Raw genomic sequence first — 20,982 nt, 5'->3', positions numbered from 1 at the left:
AAATTTAACAAATCGTGACTAAAGCAGAGGTTATTTCGATTATTTCCGACAAGACAGGAGTTGACAAAGCAGTCACTTCAATCACAGTTGAGGCATTTTTTCAAACAGTAAAAGATAGTTTAGCTAGTGGCGAAGCTATTTATGTTAGAGGTTTTGGGAGTTTTGTAAACAAAAAGAGAGCAGAGAAAAAAGCTCGTAATATTTCTCAAAAAACTACTGTAACAGTACCAGCTCATTTCATTCCAAGTTTTAAGCCTTCAAAAGAGTTTGTTGAAGAAGTTAAAACTAATGTAAAATAATTTGATGTTGAACGGTTTGAACAAGAAAACACATTTAGTAATAATAATACTAATAGGTATTGTAGGCTTCGCTTTTTTATTCACCAGGCCAAAGTCTGTTGTGAAAGATGATGATCAGGCCGTTCAACAATCAAAATCTGATAGTGTAAGTACAACAAAACAAGCCGCCCACAAGCTATCTTCTGATTCTGAAAAACTATTGCAATCCTTACAAACTGCTCTGTCTTCTTCTAAAGACAAAAATAGTATTTATAAGGAAATTGCAAATCTGTATTCAAAAGAATCTGTTTTTGATAGTGCTGGATATTACTTTGAGAAAATCGCTCAAAATCAATCATCTGTAGAAAATTGGTCTAACGCTGGAGATGCTTATTTTCAAGGTTTTAACCTTGCTCTTAGTCCAGCAAATATGGAGTTTTTGGTTGAGAAAACAAGAGCTGCTTACAACAAGGTTTTGGCTATGCAACCAGCTAACTTACACGCCAAAACAAACTTGGCCATGAGTTATGTGGGTTCAGATGCACCTATGAAAGCCATCACCATGCTTCGTGAAGTTTTAGATCAGGAACCTAATTATATACCTGCTATTATGAGTTTGGGGGGACTGTCAATGCAGTCAAACCAATATGATAAAGCGGCAGTAAGGTTTCAGAATGTCCTAAAACTAGACCCAAATAATGTAAACGCCAAACTTGGATTAGCCTATAGTTGGATTGAACTAAACAAAAAGGCTGAAGCAAAGGCTTTACTCAATGATGTTTTAAGTCAGAATATCGACGATGTAATGAAAGATGAGATTGTAAAAACTTTGAATAGTTTAAAGTAATTACTATCTTTGCGGTTCGAAAAAAAATCGAATAAGGAATTTTACAATATTATATAAACTTTTAAAGCTATGCCTTGCGGAAAGAAGAGAAAAAGACATAAGATGGCAACCCACAAAAGAAAGAAACGTCTTAGGAAAAACCGTCACAAGAAGAAATAAGTTTTCTTAGAAATACATTTAAGTAAGCAGATATTGTTTATTCTGCTTACTTTTTTGTTCCTTTACAATCTGTTGCTATCCGATTCGTAGCAATTTTTCCATGTTAACTTAGAATGTTCTTGAATCTAAAAAACAAATTATTTTTTAAACTTTTAATTCTTACTCAATTTTGAGCAACGAATTATACATCTCTGCCACACCCAAAGGTGATAGAATAGCCTTATGTCAAAACAAAAGGCTAATCGAATATCATTTTGACGAAACCGAGCACCAGTTTTCTGTTGGAGATATTTATTTTGGTACTGTAAAAAAGGTAGTTTCGGGACTAAATGCTGCATTTATAGACATTGGGTACGAGAAAGACGCCTTCCTTCATTACCATGATTTAAGTCCCAACATCCAATCCCTGAATAGATTTACAAAAGACGTCATAGCCAAAAGACCGGTAAGTCTCAAACTTAAAAACTTCCAATTAGATCCTCAGATTGACAAATTGGGCAAAATAGTAGATGTTTTGTCTAAAAATCAGCCGATTTTGGTTCAGGTAGTTAAAGAGCCTATTTCTTCTAAAGGTCCACGCTTGTCATGCGATATTTCTATCGCTGGCCGTTACATCGTATTGGTTCCTTTTAGTAATTCGATCAATATTTCAAAAAAGATTACCAGTAAACAAGAAAGACAAAGGCTACATAAGTTGATGTCTTCTGTTAAACCTGAGAATTTTGGAGTCATTGTAAGAACTGTTGCAGAAAACATGGAGGTAATTGACCTTCAAAGAGATCTGGAAAACTGTTTAGAAAAGTGGGAAAATGGACTAAAACTTCTCAAAAACGCAAAACCAAGAGATAGAATTGTTTCAGAAATGGACAGAGCAGCCTCTATATTAAGAGACATGCTCAACGATGATTTTGATTCTATCGTAGTTGATACTAAGGAGACATTTGACAGCATGCGTACTTTGCTTCAAAATATCGCTCCTCAAAAAGAGAAAATTCTCAAGCTTCATAGTGGTAAAACCAAGGTTTTTGAGCACTATGGTATCGAGAAACAGTTAAAGTCACTATTTGGTCGTTCAGTTAGCCTTCCAAGTGGTGGTTACTTGATTATCGAACATACAGAAGCCTTACACGTAATAGATGTAAACAGCGGCAATAAATCTACTTCTGAAGTAGATCAAGAAGCTACTGCTTTGAGTGTTAACAAGGAAGCTGCCGTAGAAATTGCTCGTCAACTACGCCTTAGAGACATGGGCGGTATCGTTGTAGTTGACTTTATTGACATGAAGAAAGTTGAGAACAAGCGTGATGTACACGAAGCTCTCAAAGATGAAATGAAGACCGATAGGTCTAAATATACGGTTCTCCCAATTTCGAAGTTTGGACTTTCTCAGATTACACGTCAAAGGGTTCGTCCAGAGATGAATGTAGTGACCAGAGAAACTTGTCCTACTTGTAGTGGAACGGGTACAATTCAGGCAAGTATAGCCGTTACTGATTTGATAGAAAACAACTTAGAGTATTTGTTGACCAAACAGAACGAGAAGAAAATCAGTATTATTCTGCACCCTTTCATTTATGCTTATTATAAAGAAGGTCTAATTTCGAAACAAGTCAAGTGGTTCTTCAAGTATAAAAAGTGGATTAACCTCATCAAAGACTCTTCGCTTGGAATGGTGGAGTACCATTTCTTAGATTCAAATGGGGATGATATAGAGTTGAATAATTAATTCAATAGATTTCCGTTATTTCTTCCATATTTTTCCGATGTATATCTGGAACCCAGCATTCGCTTGCAGGATGGCCAACAGGTAAAAGTAGGTATGGCTTTTCGTTAGATGGTCTGTTTAAAATCTTGCTTAAGAAATTCATTGGGCTAGGCGTGTGTGTTAGGGTAACCAATCCTGCATTTTGAATTGCCGATATCAATATTCCACAAGCAATTCCTAAACTCTCTTGAACATAATAATTGTTTCTTTTCTGTCCTCTTTCATCTAAATCATAAACTTTTTTGAAGACAACTATCAAATATGGAGCAGTTTCTAGAAAAGGTTTTTGCCAATTTGTGCCAAGATGCTTCAAGTCTTCTAACCATTCTTTGCTCATTCTTGCTTCATAACTTTCTTTTTCTTCTTGTTCAGCTGCTAAGCGAATTTTAGATTTTATTTCTGGGTCTTTGACAATGCAGAATGTCCATGGTTGTTTATTCGCTCCAGATGGTGCAGTTCCAGCAGTTTTTACAATATTTTTGATAACCTCAATGGATATATCTTTGTCAGAAAAATCTCTGACCGATCTCCGTTTAGACATTTTTTCAAAATAGTCTATAGAGGTTTTTAAAATGTCTTCGTCAGTTTTAGTGGGAGGGGAATAATCAAGGTATGGGTATCCATCTATGAGTTTTGCTTTCATACTTGGTCCTTAATTTTAGAAATATTACTCTTCTGAAAAACAAACATCAATCCGATAAAAGCCAACAATGATGCCAATACGTATGGAAGTGGTATCGAGTCAAGCTTCTCAATTTCAGGTGAAATTTTCTTTTGATTTACCATATGCATAAGCACTACCGCAAGGCCATTGTTGAAAATGTGGGCGAAAATGGGTACCCAAATATTTCCCGACCAGTAATATAAATAGCCAAATAATGCTCCAAGGAACATTCTAGGGAAAAAGCCGTAGAATTGCATGTGAATGCCACTAAATATGATAGCTGAAATCCAGATGGCCAAATGGTAGTTTTTTATTCCTAAAAGTAGTTTTCTTTGAATCAATCCTCTGAATATCAATTCTTCACCTATGCCTGCAATAATAGCGATGACGATTAATGCTACAAATAATTCTAAAGGGGAGTCAAACTTTGTCAGAAAATCAGTAAGAGTTTTTGCACTATTTTCCATGCTTTTCATAATCAACTCGAGCCATTCTAGGCTAGCTGGGAGTTGCATTCTTTCATTTAAACTCTGAACCCAACCACTGAATGGGCTGAAAAACAACTGTATAAGAATTACAAGACCAAATACTTGAAGTGAGGGTAATGCCCTAAAACTTAAGTCACTGAATTGTTTTTTTTCTACGGCATACCAAAACAATAATCCAGGTACTATAAAAGTGAAAATTGAGGCAACTCCTTGCGACAGCATCATAGCCCACCAACCATTTTTTGAATTCATAAGTACATCTATAAGGTTTCCTATGTTGCTGAGCTCAATTCCTGACATCAAAATCATTAGTCCACCCGCAACTATTTGTGCCAAGACAAGCGAAATTAATAAGATGGCGAATAAAATAAGGAGTGAATTGCCAGGCTTATTTTCTTTGGTTGTTTGTAAATATTGAAGAAAATTCATAGGTATGAAGCTATACTTTGTCGTTTTAAAATACAAATATGTGGCATTTATCTCTGAAAATCATAAATTTATGTACAAACGGTCGTAATTTTGTAGTTCAATAGTTAAGAATGGTAAAAATAGGCAATATAGAGTTAGGTGAGTTTCCGCTTTTGTTGGCACCGATGGAAGACGTGAGTGATCCGCCTTTTCGTCAGGTATGCAAAGAAAACGGTGCCGATATGATGTACACCGAGTTTGTTTCATCAGAAGGTTTGATCAGAAACGCCCACAAAAGTGTACAAAAGTTAGATATTTTCGAATACGAACGTCCTATCGGAATTCAACTTTTCGGTAGTGACGTAGATACGATGGCCGAATGTACCAGAATTGCCACAGGTGCAAATCCTGACCTTATTGACATCAACTACGGTTGTCCGGTGAAGAAAGTGGCCTGTAGAGGTGCCGGTGCGGCACTATTGCAGGATGTTCCATTGATGACCAAAATGACCGAAGAAGTGGTGAAGGCTACACATTTGCCAGTAACCGTCAAAACTCGATTGGGGTGGGATGAAAGCACAAAGAATATTGAGGAAGTAGCGGAGAGATTACAAGATGTTGGAATACAGGCATTGAGTATTCATGGACGTACACGAGCACAATTATACAAAGGCGAAGCAGATTGGACATTGATAGCCAAAGTAAAAAATAATCCAAGGATCAAAATTCCGATTTTTGGTAATGGCGATATAGATTCCCCAGAAAAGGCTTTGGAATATAAAAATAGATTTGGAATTGACGGTATAATGATCGGCCGTGCAGCCATTGGTTATCCATGGATTTTTAATGAAATCAAACATTTTTTAGCCACTGGACAATATCTAGATGCTCCCAAAATGGTGCAAAGAGTAGCTGCTGCAAGACAACATCTTAATTTTTCCATTCAGTGGAAAGGTGATATTTTAGGAATGTTAGAAATGAGAAGACATTATTCTAATTATTTCAGAGGTCTTCCACACTTTAAAGAATACCGCATGAAACTGGTACAAACTTTAGAAAAAGAAGAGCTTTTCGAAACCCTTGATCAAATTTTAAAAGAGTTTGATGGAATAGTGTTGGAGTCTAAAGCCAAGGTTGTAGAATACGGCGGGTCGGACTGAAAAAACAAAAAAGGAGGTAAAACCTCCTTTCTGTTATTCATATTTTAATTAGTTTTTCTCAATCCACCAAAACAGCATCGCCGCTCAAGACATCGTTTTCAACGTTCTTGAATTTTACGTCTCTTTTTACTACGCCATTTCTGTATTGTACATTTACTCTGTCGTTTCTATTAGCCACTTTTTGTGATTTTGCTGGGGCTAACATTTGTGTTTTTGCTCCCTCTTCAGCACCTTCCGCTCTGTTTGTAGAAAGTTTAGGCTTGTTTGAGTTTTGTATTGGAGCAGCTTGTTGAAATCTCATTTCGGCTACATTGGCTTTCATTAAGAAACCTACCGTTTCTGTATTTACTTTCTTTAAGAAATTCTGGAACAACTCTACTGCCTCAAATTTATAAATCAACAATGGATCTTTTTGCTCATAAGAAGCATTTTGAACCGACTGTTTCAGGTCGTCCATATCTCTCAGGTGTTCTTTCCATTCAGAGTCAATCACGTTAAGAGAAATGTTTTTCTCCATTTCTAGAATCAATTCCCTGCCCTCAGTTTCTACAGTTTTTCTCAAATCCACATAAATAGCTATGTGATGATTGCCGTCACCCACAATGGCCATAAATGGCTCACCTTCCATGGCTTGTCTATCGTTCAGAACATTCTTTAATGCAGGCGTAATATTTTTTCTGATAGCCTCATTTTTATGCTTATAGTGTGCTTCGGCTAGGTTATACAATTTATGTATCAGTCCCGATCCGCCCTTTGCAAATTCCACTTCTGAGATTTCAGGTTTCATACCCAAGCGTTGCATGGCTCTTACCTCAAACTCGTCGTAGTTGCCTTGTGTACTTTTAACCAAATCAGCACAAGTATCATATATTATGTTGGCAATATCCAAAGCTAATCTATCTCCAAACAATGCATTTTTTCTTCTTTTATAAATCGTATCCCTTTGGATGTTCATTACATCATCATATTCAATCAGACGTTTACGCATACCAAAGTTGTTTTCCTCTACTTTAGTTTGGGCCCTTTCTATGGAGCTGGTAATCATAGAGTGCTGAATAACTTCACCTTCTTCCATACCCATCCTGTCCATTACTTTGGCTATACGGTCTGAGCCAAACATACGCATCAGGTTGTCTTCCAAACTCACAAAAAATTGTGAAGAACCTGGGTCACCCTGACGACCCGCTCTACCTCTTAGCTGACGGTCTACTCTACGAGATTCGTGACGTTCTGTACCAATGATGGCCAAGCCACCTGCGGACTTGCTTTCTGGAGTAAGTTTAATGTCAGTACCTCTACCAGCCATGTTGGTGGCAATGGTTACAGTTCCTGGTTTACCGGCTTCGGCTACCACGTCGGCTTCACGAGCGTGTTGCTTGGCGTTTAATACTTGGTGAGGTATTTTTTTGATAGTCAACATTCGGCTCAAAAGCTCCGAGTTTTCTACCGAAGTAGTACCCACCAAAACTGGGCGGCCGATATTCACCATTTCAAGGATTTCATCCCCTACGGCATTGTATTTCTCTCTTACAGTTTTGTAAACTTTGTCTTGTCTGTCATCTCTGATAATATCTCTGTGCGTTGGTATCGAGATTACATCCAATTTATATATTTTCCAGAATTCACCCGCTTCGGTTTCAGCAGTACCAGTCATACCACAAAGTTTGTGGTACATTCTAAAATAGTTTTGGAGCGTTATGGTGGCATAAGTTTGTGTAGAGTCTTCTACTTTCACGTTTTCTTTTGCCTCTACGGCTTGGTGCAAGCCGTCAGACCATCTACGGCCATCCATTATACGACCAGTCTGCTCGTCAACGATTTTTACTTTACCATCCATCAAAACGTAATCTACGTCAATTTCGAAGAGTGTGTAAGCTTTCAATAACTGGTTTACTGCATGAATACGCTCAGCTTTCGTTGAGTAATCTCTGATGAGTTCATCGTTTTTAAGGATTTTATCTTCCTTGCTGATATCCATTTTTTCAATGGCAGCCATTTCGATGCCCAAGTCAGGCATAGTAAAGAAGTTGGCATCTGAGTCATGAGATGCCAAAAAGTCTAATCCCTTGTCTGTAAGTTCAATAGAGTTGTTTTTTTCTTCAATGGTGAAATACAATGGTGCGTCTGCCTCTGGCATTAATTTTTGGTTTTCTGCCAAATAAATTGCCTCAGTTTCAAGTAGTAGTTTTTTATTTCCAGTCTCTGACAAGTATTTTATCAAAGGCTTACTTTTTGGCAAACCTCTATGTGCTCTGAACAATGACAAACCGCCTTCTTTTTTCTTACCATCGGCAATCAGCTTTTTGGCTTCCACCAAAAATCCACTCACCAATTGTTTTTGTGCTTCTACAATTTGAGAAACTCTTGGTTTCAGTGTATTGAAAAGCTCATCGTCATTTTTCTTGGTCATAGGTCCACTGATAATCAATGGTGTACGAGCGTCATCTATCAAAACGGAGTCAACCTCATCTACCATAGCGTAGTGGTGTGGTCTTTGCACCAACTCCGTTGGGTCATTCACCATGTTATCTCTCAAATAATCAAAGCCAAACTCGTTGTTTGTACCGTAGGTAATGCCTGCGTTATAGGCTTTTTTTCTTGCAAATGAATTGGCCGGATGAATATCGATACAATCGCAAGTGATACCGTTGAATTCAAATATTGGCCCCATCCACTCAGAGTCACGTCGAGCAAGGTAATCGTTTACTGTAACAATATGTACACCTCTTCCTGCCAAAGCATTCAAGAAAGCAGGGAAAGTTGCCACCAAAGTTTTACCTTCACCAGTGGCCATTTCTGAGATATTGCCTTTGTGGAGAGACGCACCACCAATGATTTGAACGTCGTAATGCTCCATGTCCCATTTAATGAGATTGCCAGCAGCCAACCATTCGTTTTTCCAAATGGCTTTGTCACCTTCTATTTGGATGTGTTGTTTGGTCATGGCCAATTCTCTATCCAAATGACTTGCAGTAACTTCAAGAGAGCTGTTTTCTTTAAATCTACGAGCAGTTTCTTTTACAATTGCGAATGCTTTTGGAAGAATTTCAATTAAAATTTCTTCCAGTTCCACATTTCTTTTAAGCTCTAATTCGTCAATTTTCTTGAATATCAACTCACGCTCGTCTATCAACATGTCAGGATTTTCGTCCGAACTTGCTCTTAGTGCTATCACTTCGTTGTCAATATGAGCGAGTTTGTCTTTTATATATTGCTGCAAATCGGCCGTTTTTTGTCTAAACTGGTCGTTGGTAAGTCCCGCAAGTTTTCTAAATTCTTCGTTAGTAGTTTCGACATAAGGGCTAAGCACTTTTATGTCTTTGTCTGATTTTGTGCCAAAAACCTTGGCAATACTCTTTGTTAAAAAATTGAACATGTTTATATCTTAAGTTCTTAAATGTCTATTTTAATGAAATGCAAATTTACTGAATTTCAACGTTTTGTTTACAAGAATAGTGCAGCAATTACAAATTTAGGGATTTACGGTCAAATTGACAGATTAAATTGATTTTGGTCATTTTTGTAAAAAACTGAAAACAAGATGTTTGAAGCATTTGATGCTGCTGTTTCTAGCAAAAAGAAACTATGACAAACCGTCAGATAATTCATTTTAACCTTTTCAAATCTCCCGAAAGTGGGTATTTTATCACTACATTTTTCGAAGAAATGTTCTCTATAAGTGGTTTGAGTATCAAATCAGCATTCTTTTTGGTTTGCTCTAAAATATCCGAATCCAAAGCTGATTTTAAAATTTGCTCTTCTGCTTTTCTGTAGGCTTCATCTAACAACAAAGCTTCATTCATAAATGCATAATCAGTTTTGTAGATTTTAGATTTTGAATGGTCTATTTTATGATAACAAACTTCAGGATTGGGAAGATTTAAAATCAGCGTATCTCCAGTGGTTACCAAGTCTTTTTCGGTTATTTTGGTCAAATCTATACAGCCTACCGCCTCGCCTTGTACTATCAGAATAGCTTTTGGGTCTGGAAGAAAGTCACGAATGATTTCTTGTTCTACCACATCTCGGAAGGAATATTTCACCAATTCCATTTTGCCTAAACTTACAATTTCTTTAATGACTACATTGTGGGTGGTTTTTATTTCGTCTGCCTTGAAAAAACTTAAAGTTTTTACTTTCTCCCAAACAAAAATGCTCAGGAGAATCAAAACAACGTAAAACAATATTTTCACCCAGTTTCTTATCATTTCATGGCAATCCTAAATCGTCTCGCTGAGGCAATACTCATGCCTATCACCAAGAGAGCCGTTCCAAGCCAAAGGAGATTAATATGTGGTTTTTCCAAGGCTTTTAATACAATGTATTCCTTTTCGCCTCTACTTATAGCAAAAGTAAACTTACCAGTTTCTGGATTTATTGCTAAAAGCTGAGCCCTGATGCCCAATTCGCTACTGATTACTGGTTTACTCCAAACTTCTCTGTTTTTAATAGCAAAAATCGGTTTCATGATTCTTTCGCCGTCTCTTTCTAATATTCTCAAAGTAGCTTGAGCCGCTACATCACCTTGTTGCAAAGGTAAACCATCCAATTCATTCACAGGAGAAACGTTATCGAGAATCGCCACGAAATCGTTCAAAAAGAAAGTGTCTTTTATGGCTACTGAATAGTTTTCAGGAACGCTCCATTCTTTGTCTTCATTGGTGGTTACATAGTTTACGTGCGAATAAATGTCTTTGTTCCAATATTTTTTTATGTGAGGCGATGCCACATTTCCCATTTTTTGATTGATCTGATATCTTGGGTAAAAATTAAAATCTTTCTCGCCTTTTTTCTGATAATTCACCTGATAGTAAGTGTTTTCGGCTTCATATTCTACAGTATCACCACGTTTTACATAGAGTTTTTCACCGTCCATAATATCTGCTTTAGCCACACCTTGGAAGTCACTTTCGGGAATAGGCTGAATGAATTTCTTTTCTATGTATCCTGGAACGTTCCTGACATCTACAAATTCACCACGATAATCAAGTGTGAAATCATTGATTTGTGTGGGTCTGTTGTAATATAGCAATACGTTTTCCTTGTTGTCTTTGTCGGTTTTGAATATCTTTTCATTGGCCAAATTTACAGAGATAACCTTTTCGTAAGCTGACGAATACATAATACCGACCAACATCAATGCTACTCCAATGTGAGTAATAGCCCCACCTGCAACTTTAAAATTGCCTTTGATTATATCCAAAAGAATAGTTGCATTGGCTGTTATCGAGAAAATACCTGCAGTTAATAATATAATGTACTGCCAATTATTTACACCCGTAACTGTTATGGCAATTGCTGAAAGTAATAGTGTGATAATCAAGGGATTCAAAAGTTTTTTTATCGAAGATTTATCAACTCTTCTCCACCAAAAAAACTGTGCAATGCCTGTCAAAGTGATTACACCAATAAATAACCACATTTGGAAGGTATTGTAATGCTTCAACGGATCCGTCGGCATAGCCATGTTTAATTTGTAATTAAACAATTCAGCTATGCTATTATAAACTGGTATTGAAGTCGTTACGGTAATTTGGAAGGCTGCTAGTGTAAGGGTTGTTACACCCAAAAATATCCAGAATTCTGTTGAATATGTCGAGATTTCTTTGTTGTCTTTTGGTAAGTATTTCCACCTAATGGCCATTAATAAAATTGCTCCGATTACAAAAAATAATAGATATATGAGCAACTGTCCAGAAAGTCCCAAGTCAGTAAATGAGTGAACAGACGAAGTTCCTAAAATTCCGCTCCTTGTTAGAAATGTACTATAAAGTATTAATATGAATTGCGTAATACTTAATATAAATGTGATTTTTAAAGCGGAAGAACTTTTACGAGCTATTAGCATGGTATGGATGCTGGCCACTAAAACTAACCAAGGTACATAAACCGCATTTTCTACTGGATCCCAGCTCCAATAACTTCCAAAGTTCAGCGTTTCATAAGCCCAAATGGCACCCATCATAATACCAGTTCCCAAAATAACGCCAGAAACAAGTGACCAAGGCAAGGCTACTTTGGTCCAATCGCTGTAGTCTTTTTTCCAAAGTGCAGCTAATGCAAATGCAAAAGGAATTAAAGTAGTGGCAAAACCTAAGAAAAGCGTTGGAGGGTGAATAACCATCCAATAGTTCTGTAAAAGTGGGTTTAAGCCGTTTCCATCTTTGGGTACAAAATCTGGATTTGTAGCCCAAATTGGTAAATTTGGCATAGATTCTTTCAAAAGTAAAAAGGGCGAACTCCCCAACTTGAAATCACCAAAAAGCACTGCACCCACAATCATACTAGTCAAAAAAGCTTGAACAGCAGAGAAAATCGCCATCATTGGACTTTCGAAATGCAAAAAACTCTTCTTCTTTGCTCTAAACCAAAAAATAAGAATAACACCCAATATAACATTCCAAAACATCCAAAGCAGAAAACTACCCTCTTGGTCTTGCCAAAAACATGAAATGGCATAGCCCAATGGCAAACTCAACGAGGCGTTGTCCCATGCATAATGATACTCAAAGTATTTGTTGAAAATGATACTAAAAAGCACCAATACTACCCCAATTACAAAAAAAGTATGGAGAAAGAATGATTTACGGGCTACTGAACGCCAGAAATCGGAATCTTTTGAACTATCTTTTGCACTAATATAATAGGTATAAGTAGCAATGAGTGAAGAAATAAAAGCAAGTATAACCAATATATGGCCAATCTGACCTAAGTATGCTCTAAGCATTTCCGAAATATTTGTTTTGTATAATGATTACAAAATTACCCTAAAAAAGGTTTTAAAATGAGGTTTTATTAACAATTATTACCAGTTTTGTTAGATAAATTTTCATTAATGATTTTTCTAAAAAGCAAAATTACTTTTTTGTTGATATTTATGGCTGGATTAAGCCAAGTCCGAGGCCAGCAAATGAATTTCTTGAAAATGCAGGAAATTGGCTTTGAGGATGTTTTGAAAAAAGCAAAGTCCGAAAATAAAATGGTTTTTGTGGACGTGTATGCCGTTTGGTGCGGCCCGTGTAAATTGATGGATAAAACTACTTTTTCAGATAGCCTGGTTGCGAAAAAGTTCAATGCAGAATTTATATCGTACAAAGTAAATGCCGAGGATGTGCCCGGAAGAGTAATTGTACAAAAATATATGGTAAATGCATTTCCAACTTATCTTTTTTTTAGTCCAACTGGTGAATTGGTAAACAGACTAGAAGGTGTATTTCCTCCAAAACTATTGATGGACGAAGCCGATTATACGAAAGGATTACTGAAAAAGTAGGTTTCAAATGTTTAGTTTGTACCTAAAAAATGAAATGTGAATTCAATTTAAAAAATTGAACCACCCTAAAACAAATCCTCCGCCCTTTCTAAAAGCAAAATGGAGGCCTGCGGAACTATTACATATTTCTCCCCTTCATATTGAATTTCGATGGCGTGACGTTGTAAATAAATGGCTAAATCGCCCTCTTCAGCTTGCAGTGGCATATATTTTACTTTTTCTTCGGTTGCTTTCCAAGGTTCTTCCTCGGCTGTGTTGGGCAGTGGATAGCCAGGGCCAACTTTTACCACATAGCCAGATTGTACGTCTTCTTTTTCAGTAATTGTTGGGGGCAAATATAGTCCGGAGTTTGTCTTATCTTTTGGGTTTTTGGGCTTGATCAAAACCTTATCGCCCACCACCATCAATTTCTTCAGTTTGTTGTCTTTTGATACGCCTATCATATTGTTATTTTCCTTTTTCTAGCTTCTATTTTCCAAGTGTCTATCCACTTATCGTTTTCTAAAACGTGTGCTTCGTCGTAAAGATTTACTGTTGGACAAACGTGGTACGGAACACCCAAAAGGATATCTCCGACTTTATAATCATCCCAGTTTGAGGTTTCTATCACGCCATGTTCTTCACTCTGTGAAACCAATTTGAGGTCGTCATGGTTCAAAAATCTGATACGTTTGTCAATCGGATTCTCAGAAGAAATGGCTTTGTGGCCCATATCTGTGGTCAAAATCCCCCGTTTTGGTTTTGAAATGATTCTACTCATCACCAAAGCCGCAAACTCAAAGTTTTGTTCGGCAAATTTATCACCATAACCCCAATCCCACAACACACAAGTGCCAGGACTGAGTGTGCGAGAAGTTTCAGAAGCATGTGATGTAAACGCTGGAGTTCCACCAGCGATGACTTCTAAATCACCAATTTCAGGTTTTAATTCCGCAAGAATCTCGTAAACCTTTTTCATTCCAGCTTCTATTTTGGCTTTTCTATCACCGAAAGCATCGTCACGAATGTGGCCATCATAAACGTGTAATCCTGAAAGTTTTATGTGAGATTTTGACGAGGCATAAGTTAAATCATCTGCCAATTGGTCATCAATTTCGTGGCCCGACCTGTCCATACCATTGTTGATGTCGTAGTAGATTTTTGCTATTAGTTTTTTTAAGGAAAATTTCTCTGAAAGTTCGTCAACTACAGCATTGCAGTCTGCCAATGAGGCAAACTTTGTGTTTGGATACTTTTCAATTAAACTTAATAATCTTTCTATTTTTGGACCTAAAAGTTGGTGCGATATCAGTACTTTTTCTGCTCCTGCCATGGCAGCAAGTTCAGCTTCAGCAATGGTTGCGGCCTTGAATTTTTTAATGTCTTTGCTTATCATCATTCGCACCACATTTTCCATTTTGTTGGTCTTAATATGCGGCATCAATCGGCTGGAATCTCCACCAGCAATTGCTATCATTTTGTCAATATTGCCCTCAACTTTTTCTTTTAAGATGAGTAGGGATGGGGAGTCGATTTGGGTTAAGTTTGAGAATATCATTTTGGTTTTCGAATTACTATTTCTTTGAAAGAATTAAGAAGTTGTTTTAATAATATTGGGTTAAATATAATCTGAGAGTTACCTTTATTCGAACTTATCATTTAAGTCCATACTTTTATGCAAAATTCTAATTATTTCTATAATCCCAGAGTCTGATAAAAGATAAAATACAACATGTGATTTTACTCTTGAAGCACGATATTTTCTTTTAAGTTTCTTGTATTCTTTGTTTTTGAGGGGATCCTCGGAAATTAACTCTATGGCTGCGAAAATTATTTCCAAATACAAATTGGCTTGCTGCCTAGACCATTGTTTATCGGTGTATTCCCAAATGTTTTCTAAATCTTCAAGTGCTTTTTCGGAAATGTAATAATTATGCATTTTTTTTATTCAAATACTCCAAAAAACTCGTAGGATTGAAATCTTTTATCAATGGGCTATTTTTTCCAGTCTCCAATGCTGTATTTAGGTTTTCAATTTTATTATCCTCCAATTCTAATAATCTTAAACCTTCTTGAACTATTGATAATGGAGAATCAAAGGATCCTTTATTTAGTTTTTCGCTGATAAATTCCTCAAAATGTCCTTCTAATGAAACTGAAATGCTTTTTCCCATGAGATTTAAATTTTGATAAAAATACAAAAAAAGTTTAGATGCAAAAAATTATCAAATGCTCACCCCTCATAAATCTCCAATGGTAAACCATCAGGGTCTTCAAAGAACGTGAATTTTTTGCCAGTAAATTCATCAATTCTAATAGGTTCTGAAACGATACCTTTACCTTCTAATTCAGATTTAACTTTTTCTACATGCTCAACCGTAAAGGCTAAATGGCGTAAACCGCGAGCTTCAGGTCGACTAGGCCGAGCGGGTGGATTGGGAAATGAAAACAATTCGATGACATATTCGCCATTGAGTGCTAAATCGAGTTTGTAAGAATCCCTTTCTTTTCGGTAAAATTCGGCTAATATCTCTAATCCCAATTTGTTGACATAAAAATCTTTCGATTTTTCATAATCAGAGCAAATGATAGCGATATGGTGTGTTTTTTTTAACATTTTTATCTCAAATTTTCAATTATATCACTGGCAATCATTGAACGTTCAGAACGCATTTTGGCAGCCTGGTCTCCTGCTAAACCATGTTCATAAACTCCCTGGATAGCGGCTTGTTCTGGTGAATAACCTTGGGCTAAAAAGCCTAAAATGATTCCTGTTAAAACATCTCCACTACCAGCAGTAGCCATGCCCGAGTTACCCGTAGAATTAAAGTGAATTTCCCCATTAGGCAAGGCCACCGCTGTGTTTTTTCCTTTTAAACAAATGATTGCTTTATTTGAAATTGCAAATTCAGAAAGAATTTCTAATTTTTCAAAATCGTTTTTCCAATCTCTGCCTATCAAAGTCTTAAATTCCTTTGGATGAGGTGTAAGAATGGTATTTACAGGCAATAGCTTCAATAAATCTGGAGAATTCCCTAGCAAGGTTATTCCATCAGCATCTATGATTAACTTTTTGTTTTTTGCTTTTTCTAGAAATACCCTAAATCCAGTAAGGTTATTTAAGCCAATCCCTGGCCCGATTCCGACAGCATTGTATTTTTCCAAATCACCGTTTGTCGAAAAATGTTCATCATTTTGACTGATTTCCACAATTGCTTCCGGAACAGAAATTTGTAGAATATCTACACATTTCTTTGGTACTTGGCAAGTGATTTTTCCTATACCTGACCGCAGACAAGCTTTGGTTGCCAAAATTGACGCACCCATCATGCCATAACTTCCTGCTACCAAATATGCATGCCCAAAAGTGCCTTTGTGCGAAAAACTGGAACGATGAAATGGTTGGATTTCTTTTTCAGTAGTATAATAGAATTTGGAATCAATAGATTTTATGAATTCCTGGGAAAGTCCAATTTCTACCACTTCCCATTTACCCACAAAAAGCTCGTTTTCGGGCAAAAAAAAGGACAATTTTGGGTATTGAAAAGTGATGGTGTAGGTTGGTTGTATGATATTATTTTGTTCGGAATTAGTGTCTGAAAACAATCCAGAGGCAATATCTATGGACACTATAGGTAATTTTGAAGAATTTATTTTCTGAATTATTTCCGCTGGAAATCCCTCAATTTTTCGATTTAGCCCTGAGCCAAATAGTGCATCTATAATTACCGTATTTTGTTCTAAATGCCATTTTATTTGCCCTGAATCAGTTATGGTTTCATAAGTATTTTGATTTTTGAGTCTATCTAAATTTACTAAAAAATCATCTGAACCATTTTCGATATTGCCTAAAACAAAAGTTTCGATATCGTAGCCCAATTGATGCAATTTTCTCGACACCGCCAATCCATCTCCACCGTTGTTACCAATCCCGCAGAAAATCAATGTTTTATGTGTATTGTTGAATTTTGACACAAAAGAATTTACAAAAGCCTGAGCGGCTCTTTCCATTAAATCAATAGAAAGAATGGGTTCATTTTTGATTGTAAATACATCCAAAGCCTTTGTTTTTTTCGTAGATAGAATTTTCATTGTATCTTTTTTTTCAAAAATAGCGACATTGTAGTTATATTCAATAAATTATTCTTTTCCGATGACCATCAGTATTATTGTTCCTACATATAATGAATCCAAACATATTCACCGTTGCATGTCCTCTATTTTGAAGAGTAAAACTGCTGATATTGTGGAGGTTTTGGTTATTGATTCTCTGAATTCTACAGATAATTTAAATGATTTTTTGTCAGAAAATGGTGCCAAATACATCAAATCGAATTTTTGCACCCGGGCCAGTCAAATGAACTTTGGAGCAAGTATTGCCAAGGGCGAGGTTCTTTTTTTTGTACATGCCGACACCATTCTGCCACATAGTTATGCCCATGATATTCAAAACCAGCTTACAACTTGTGATTTAGGTTGTTTTAGAGCTAAAATTGATTCACCAAAGTTTCTTCTAAAAATCAATAGTTTCTTTACCCGATTCCCATTTTTATGGTGTCGAGGTGGAGATCAAACGCTCTTTATAACAAAAAAAGTCTTTCAAGATATAGGTACTTACGACGAAAGCTTTGTAATCATGGAAGAATATGATTTTTTAAGGAGAGCTTTGAGAAATTATAAGTTCGGTATTGCTAAAGAATCAGTAATTGTATCAGCTCGAAAATACGAAAATAATAAATTTTGGAAAATTCAATTGGCCAATTTGATGGCCATGAGAATGTTTTTTAAAGGCAGCTGTACTCCCAAAGAAATAAAAGCCAAATACACACAGATTTTAGATTTGGAGTACTAAATGCTCGAAAATATGAATCTAATGTAACAAAATAGGTATTCCACCTCTTCGATTATCCAAAACTCAGATTAATCTATTAATTTTAGGCCAAATTTTAATCTTCTCGATATGTCTAAAAACGAAAACTTGATTTCTGGTATTCAACAAGTGGGTATTGGTGTAGTGGATGCCGGCGAATCATTTAAATGGTACAATAAAAATCTTGGACTTGATGTGCCTGTTTTTGACGATATCGCGGATGCCAAATTGATGGTCAGGTACACAAATGGCAATATCAGAAAGCGTCGGGCCATTCTTGCCGTAAATATGGCTGGAGGCGGTGGAGCCGAAATTTGGGAGTCAAAAAATCCATTGCCTCTTGCTTGTTCTTTTGAACCCAAATTGGGTGATTTGGGTATTTTTGCTTTGAAAATCAAAAGTCAAGACCTATTGGCATTTTCAAAATCTACACCCATTCCACTTTTTAGAACTCCAGAAAACAAACCAACAGCTTGGTTGAAAGATAATTATGGTAATCAATTGCAATTGGTAGAAGATGACTCATGGTTTATAAACTCGTTATCAAACACCGGAGGCGTCTTGGGTGTTATTTTGGGGGTAAGCGATATGGAAAAAGCACTGAAGCTATACAAAGATGTGCTTGGACTTGAAACCATTGTTTATGACAAAACTGGATGTTTTGAAGATTTTTCAGGTTTGAATGCCGATAATAAACAATTTAGAAGAGTATTGTTAAGAAAAAGTCAATCTGATGAAGGAGCATTTTCAAGACTTTTTGGAAATATTGAGTTGGAGTTGGTACAAGCTCTTGAAATTTCTGACCGAAAAACCATCATGGAAGGACGGAGTTGGGGTGACTTGGGCTTTATCCATCTTTGTTTTGATGCCTTGAATATGGACAAACTTGGAGAAAAATTACTCGCTAATGGTTATACTTTTGTGGTAGATAGTGCCAATTCATTCGACATGGGCGATGCTGCTGGTAGATTTACCTATATTGAGGATCCCGACGGCACACTTATAGAATTTGTAGAAACACACAAAGTGCCAGTTTTGAAAAAAATTGGTTGGTATATCAATCTCAAAAAACGGAAAACACAAAATCCGCTTCCAAACTGGATGGTAAAGACTTTGGGATGGGGAAGGGTGAAATTGTAAAATAAATGCCCGAAATACGTAAAGTAAATATCACCCGATATGTAACACCACTTCGCGAGGGTGGTTCATTGCCAGCTATTGTGGAGGCCGATGACGGATTTTTGTATGTGCTAAAATTTAGAGGTGCTGGACAAGGAACAAAAGCACTGATTGCAGATCTAATAGGAGCAGAAATTGCTCGGAAGTTAGGTCTTTTGGTTCCAGAATTGGTTTTTGCAGAGCTAGCCGAAGGATTTGGACGTACCGAGCCCGACGAAGAAATTCAAGATTTATTGAAGTTTAGTACGGGCTTAAATCTTGGCTTACATTATCTTTCTGGTTCTATTACTTTTGATGCTGTAGTGAATACAGTTGATGCTGAAATAGCCTCAAAAATAGTATGGTTAGATGCTTTTTTAATGAATATTGACCGTACTGCTCGTAATACCAATATGCTTTTTTGGAACAAAAAACTTTGGGTGATTGATCATGGGGCGTCGCTATATTTTCATCATAATCCCGAAGCTTGGGAAGAACAATCCATTAAGCCTTTTATTCAAATTAAAGACCACGTGTTGCTTTCAAAAGTTATTGATTTGGAGGAAATAAAAGACAAGTCCAAATTCCTTATCTCAAAGGATTTTTTGGTAGAAATAGTAAATCTGATTCCAGATAGTTGGATTGCTGAGGGAGAAATAGCCAACAAGAAAATGTATATAGATTTCCTTCTTAAAAGATTAGAAAACGCCCATATTTTTGAAACTCAAATAGAAAATGCAAGAAAAGCACTTATATGAGTATGCGGTAATTAGGCTCGTTCCAAGGGTCGAAAGAGGCGAATATATCAATATTGGTGTGGTTTTATATTGCAAAAGCCTCAAAACACTCGACTTTGTTTTTCAAATAAACAAAAGTCGAATTTTGTCTTTGTTTCCCGAAGTTGATTTAGAAGAAGTTGAGAGTCATCTTTTATCTTTTCAAAAAATTTGCCAGGGTACTCCAGATTCAGGTTTGATAGGAAGTCAAGATTTGGCTTCAAGGTTCAGGTGGCTAACCGCACGCCGGAGCACCATCATTCAGGCCTCTGAAATTCATCCGGGTTATTGCCAGCAACCTACTGCTGCTTTAAATAAGATTTTTGAAGAAATGGTTTTAATGTAAGATAGATTACATTTTTATAAAATTTTATTTTTTTTCTTTGTCCGATAATCCGTTTCAAGTTTGTTTTCGTTAGTCTTTTAATAATTACTCAAACTCCTTATAATTTGTACCAATCGGTTGCCATATTGATTTTTGCTCGTGAACTCTCAAAGGAGGCATCGCTCAAAGTGTTGGCACCTAAAAATCAATTGGCGAATAAGCAGATTTTTCAAAATTTAAATATTCTTACTAAACAAAAAACACGGTCAACCCAAATTCCGGTTTTTATTTCTAATGATCTTAATCTAGATTCAAAAGCAAGTTTTGGTCAGAACATTACGGCCGCCATTTCTACTGTTTTTGATAAAGGATTTGAAAACTTAATCTGTATCGGCAACGACTGTCCGGCACTTAAAACTGAGCATATTCTCACTGCAGCTGAAGCCCTAAATACTTCTGATGCTGTTTTTGGCCCTGATTTTAGAGGAGGAACTTATCTTATAGGATTAACAAAAAAAGCCTACGATAATGTTGATTTTCAAGCTTTACCTTGGCAGACTCCTAACTTATTTCAAAGTATTTTGGCCAGTTTTTCTGAAAAGAAAATTCAAATATTAGATCAGCTTCAAGATATTAATACTTTTAAGGATTTAGTTTTATATTCAGGTGAAAGACATATTGTATCATTTTTACTAAAATTCACTAGCAGCTTTCAGTTTCTTACATTTTCATGGATTAATATTGCAAAATCTGAAGTTCTCCTATTTTCTTGCAGTTTCCGTGGTCCTCCTATTTTTGGATATTAATTTTTAGACTTCATTTTATTTTAAAG

At 36.3% G+C, this 20,982-nt stretch carries 21 protein-coding genes; 10 read left to right on the top strand and 11 right to left on the bottom strand.

Annotated features, from left to right (window positions below):
- Window positions 1–14: 14 nt before the first annotated feature.
- The 3 genes from EGI24_RS21325 to EGI24_RS21315 all read left to right on the top strand — a co-directional run bounded on the left by EGI24_RS21325 (window position 15) and on the right by EGI24_RS21315 (window position 3,010).
- The gene (locus tag EGI24_RS21325; protein ID WP_255036903.1) at window positions 15–299 is read left to right on the top strand and encodes an HU family DNA-binding protein; all 285 of its coding nucleotides are present in this window, start codon (window positions 15–17) and stop codon (window positions 297–299) included.
- Window positions 300–303: 4 nt separating this feature from the next.
- The gene (locus EGI24_RS21320; RefSeq protein ID WP_255050668.1) at window positions 304–1,125 is read left to right on the top strand and encodes a lipopolysaccharide assembly protein LapB; all 822 of its coding nucleotides are present in this window, start codon (window positions 304–306) and stop codon (window positions 1,123–1,125) included.
- Between the two features lie 328 nt (window positions 1,126–1,453).
- Window positions 1,454–3,010, top strand: a complete 1,557-nt coding sequence (locus tag EGI24_RS21315) for an Rne/Rng family ribonuclease (protein ID WP_255050667.1) — start codon at window positions 1,454–1,456, stop codon at window positions 3,008–3,010.
- Between the two features lies 1 nt (window position 3,011).
- On the opposite strand, the gene EGI24_RS21310 is transcribed toward EGI24_RS21315, so the two are convergent.
- Together EGI24_RS21310 and EGI24_RS21305 are read right to left on the bottom strand one after the other, a co-directional pair.
- The gene (locus EGI24_RS21310; RefSeq protein ID WP_255050666.1) at window positions 3,012–3,692 is read right to left on the bottom strand and encodes a nitroreductase family protein; all 681 of its coding nucleotides are present in this window, start codon (window positions 3,690–3,692) and stop codon (window positions 3,012–3,014) included.
- Window positions 3,689–4,630, bottom strand: coding sequence for a CPBP family intramembrane glutamic endopeptidase (locus EGI24_RS21305; RefSeq protein ID WP_255050665.1), 942 nt, complete (start codon window positions 4,628–4,630; stop codon window positions 3,689–3,691). Before EGI24_RS21305 ends, EGI24_RS21310 begins: the two co-directional genes overlap by 4 nt.
- A gap of 110 nt (window positions 4,631–4,740) precedes the next feature.
- On the opposite strand from EGI24_RS21305, the gene dusB reads away from it, so the two are divergent.
- Window positions 4,741–5,769 (top strand): tRNA dihydrouridine synthase DusB, encoded by a 1,029-nt coding sequence (gene dusB / locus EGI24_RS21300; RefSeq protein ID WP_255050664.1) that lies wholly within the window; start codon window positions 4,741–4,743, stop codon window positions 5,767–5,769.
- 58 nt (window positions 5,770–5,827) lie between these two features.
- Here dusB and secA read toward each other — a convergent pair whose 3' ends face one another.
- The 3 genes from secA to ccsA form a co-directional block, all read right to left on the bottom strand.
- Window positions 5,828–9,145 (bottom strand): preprotein translocase subunit SecA, encoded by a 3,318-nt coding sequence (gene secA, locus EGI24_RS21295; protein ID WP_255050663.1) that lies wholly within the window; start codon window positions 9,143–9,145, stop codon window positions 5,828–5,830.
- 229 nt (window positions 9,146–9,374) lie between these two features.
- Window positions 9,375–9,977: a DUF4230 domain-containing protein gene (locus EGI24_RS21290; RefSeq protein WP_255050662.1), complete on the bottom strand. Its 603-nt coding sequence runs from the start codon at window positions 9,975–9,977 to the stop codon at window positions 9,375–9,377.
- Window positions 9,974–12,496 (bottom strand): cytochrome c biogenesis protein CcsA, encoded by a 2,523-nt coding sequence (gene ccsA / locus EGI24_RS21285; protein WP_255050661.1) that lies wholly within the window; start codon window positions 12,494–12,496, stop codon window positions 9,974–9,976. Before ccsA ends, EGI24_RS21290 begins: the two co-directional genes overlap by 4 nt.
- A 108-nt stretch (window positions 12,497–12,604) precedes the next feature.
- Between ccsA and EGI24_RS21280 the strand changes: the two genes are divergently transcribed.
- Entirely contained in the window at window positions 12,605–13,042 is a 438-nt protein-coding gene (locus tag EGI24_RS21280; protein WP_255050660.1) for a DUF255 domain-containing protein, read from the top strand.
- Window positions 13,043–13,107: 65 nt separating this feature from the next.
- Here the strand turns inward: EGI24_RS21280 and EGI24_RS21275 are convergent, their stop codons facing one another.
- From EGI24_RS21275 to EGI24_RS21250, 6 genes are all read right to left on the bottom strand, one after another.
- Window positions 13,108–13,485 (bottom strand): co-chaperone GroES family protein, encoded by a 378-nt coding sequence (locus EGI24_RS21275; protein WP_255050659.1) that lies wholly within the window; start codon window positions 13,483–13,485, stop codon window positions 13,108–13,110.
- Complete coding sequence (locus EGI24_RS21270) at window positions 13,482–14,579, bottom strand: D-TA family PLP-dependent enzyme (RefSeq protein ID WP_255050658.1); 1,098 nt, start codon at window positions 14,577–14,579, stop codon at window positions 13,482–13,484. Before EGI24_RS21270 ends, EGI24_RS21275 begins: the two co-directional genes overlap by 4 nt.
- Window positions 14,580–14,663: 84 nt before the next feature.
- Entirely contained in the window at window positions 14,664–14,960 is a 297-nt protein-coding gene (locus EGI24_RS21265; protein WP_255050657.1) for a type II toxin-antitoxin system RelE/ParE family toxin, read from the bottom strand.
- Complete coding sequence (locus tag EGI24_RS21260; RefSeq protein ID WP_255050656.1) at window positions 14,953–15,195, bottom strand: type II toxin-antitoxin system ParD family antitoxin; 243 nt, start codon at window positions 15,193–15,195, stop codon at window positions 14,953–14,955. Before EGI24_RS21260 ends, EGI24_RS21265 begins: the two co-directional genes overlap by 8 nt.
- Window positions 15,196–15,254: 59 nt before the next feature.
- Window positions 15,255–15,638 (bottom strand): VOC family protein, encoded by a 384-nt coding sequence (locus tag EGI24_RS21255; RefSeq protein ID WP_255050655.1) that lies wholly within the window; start codon window positions 15,636–15,638, stop codon window positions 15,255–15,257.
- A 2-nt stretch (window positions 15,639–15,640) separates the two neighbouring features.
- Entirely contained in the window at window positions 15,641–17,113 is a 1,473-nt protein-coding gene (locus EGI24_RS21250) for an NAD(P)H-hydrate dehydratase (protein ID WP_255050654.1), read from the bottom strand.
- Window positions 17,114–17,174: 61 nt separating this feature from the next.
- Between EGI24_RS21250 and EGI24_RS21245 the strand changes: the two genes are divergently transcribed.
- From EGI24_RS21245 to EGI24_RS21225, 5 genes are all read left to right on the top strand, one after another.
- Window positions 17,175–17,873 carry a TIGR04283 family arsenosugar biosynthesis glycosyltransferase gene (locus EGI24_RS21245; protein WP_255050653.1) on the top strand — a complete coding sequence of 233 codons (699 nt, stop codon included), beginning with the start codon at window positions 17,175–17,177 and terminating at the stop codon, window positions 17,871–17,873.
- 108 nt (window positions 17,874–17,981) lie between these two features.
- Window positions 17,982–19,031 (top strand): VOC family protein, encoded by a 1,050-nt coding sequence (locus EGI24_RS21240; RefSeq protein WP_255050652.1) that lies wholly within the window; start codon window positions 17,982–17,984, stop codon window positions 19,029–19,031.
- A gap of 5 nt (window positions 19,032–19,036) precedes the next feature.
- Entirely contained in the window at window positions 19,037–19,807 is a 771-nt protein-coding gene (locus EGI24_RS21235) for a HipA family kinase (protein ID WP_255050651.1), read from the top strand.
- Window positions 19,785–20,171: a DUF3037 domain-containing protein gene (locus EGI24_RS21230; protein WP_255050650.1), complete on the top strand. Its 387-nt coding sequence runs from the start codon at window positions 19,785–19,787 to the stop codon at window positions 20,169–20,171. Before EGI24_RS21235 ends, EGI24_RS21230 begins: the two co-directional genes overlap by 23 nt.
- A 104-nt stretch (window positions 20,172–20,275) precedes the next feature.
- Window positions 20,276–20,956 (top strand): DUF2064 domain-containing protein, encoded by a 681-nt coding sequence (locus EGI24_RS21225; protein WP_255050649.1) that lies wholly within the window; start codon window positions 20,276–20,278, stop codon window positions 20,954–20,956.
- The last annotated feature ends 26 nt before the right edge of the window (window positions 20,957–20,982 follow it).

This window comes from Lacihabitans sp. CS3-21, assembly GCF_024343675.1.
Taxonomy (GTDB): Bacteria; Bacteroidota; Bacteroidia; order Cytophagales; family Spirosomataceae; genus Leadbetterella.
The sequence above is the reverse complement of the archived record's forward strand: the minus strand, read 5'-3'. Positions and strand labels throughout refer to the sequence as shown.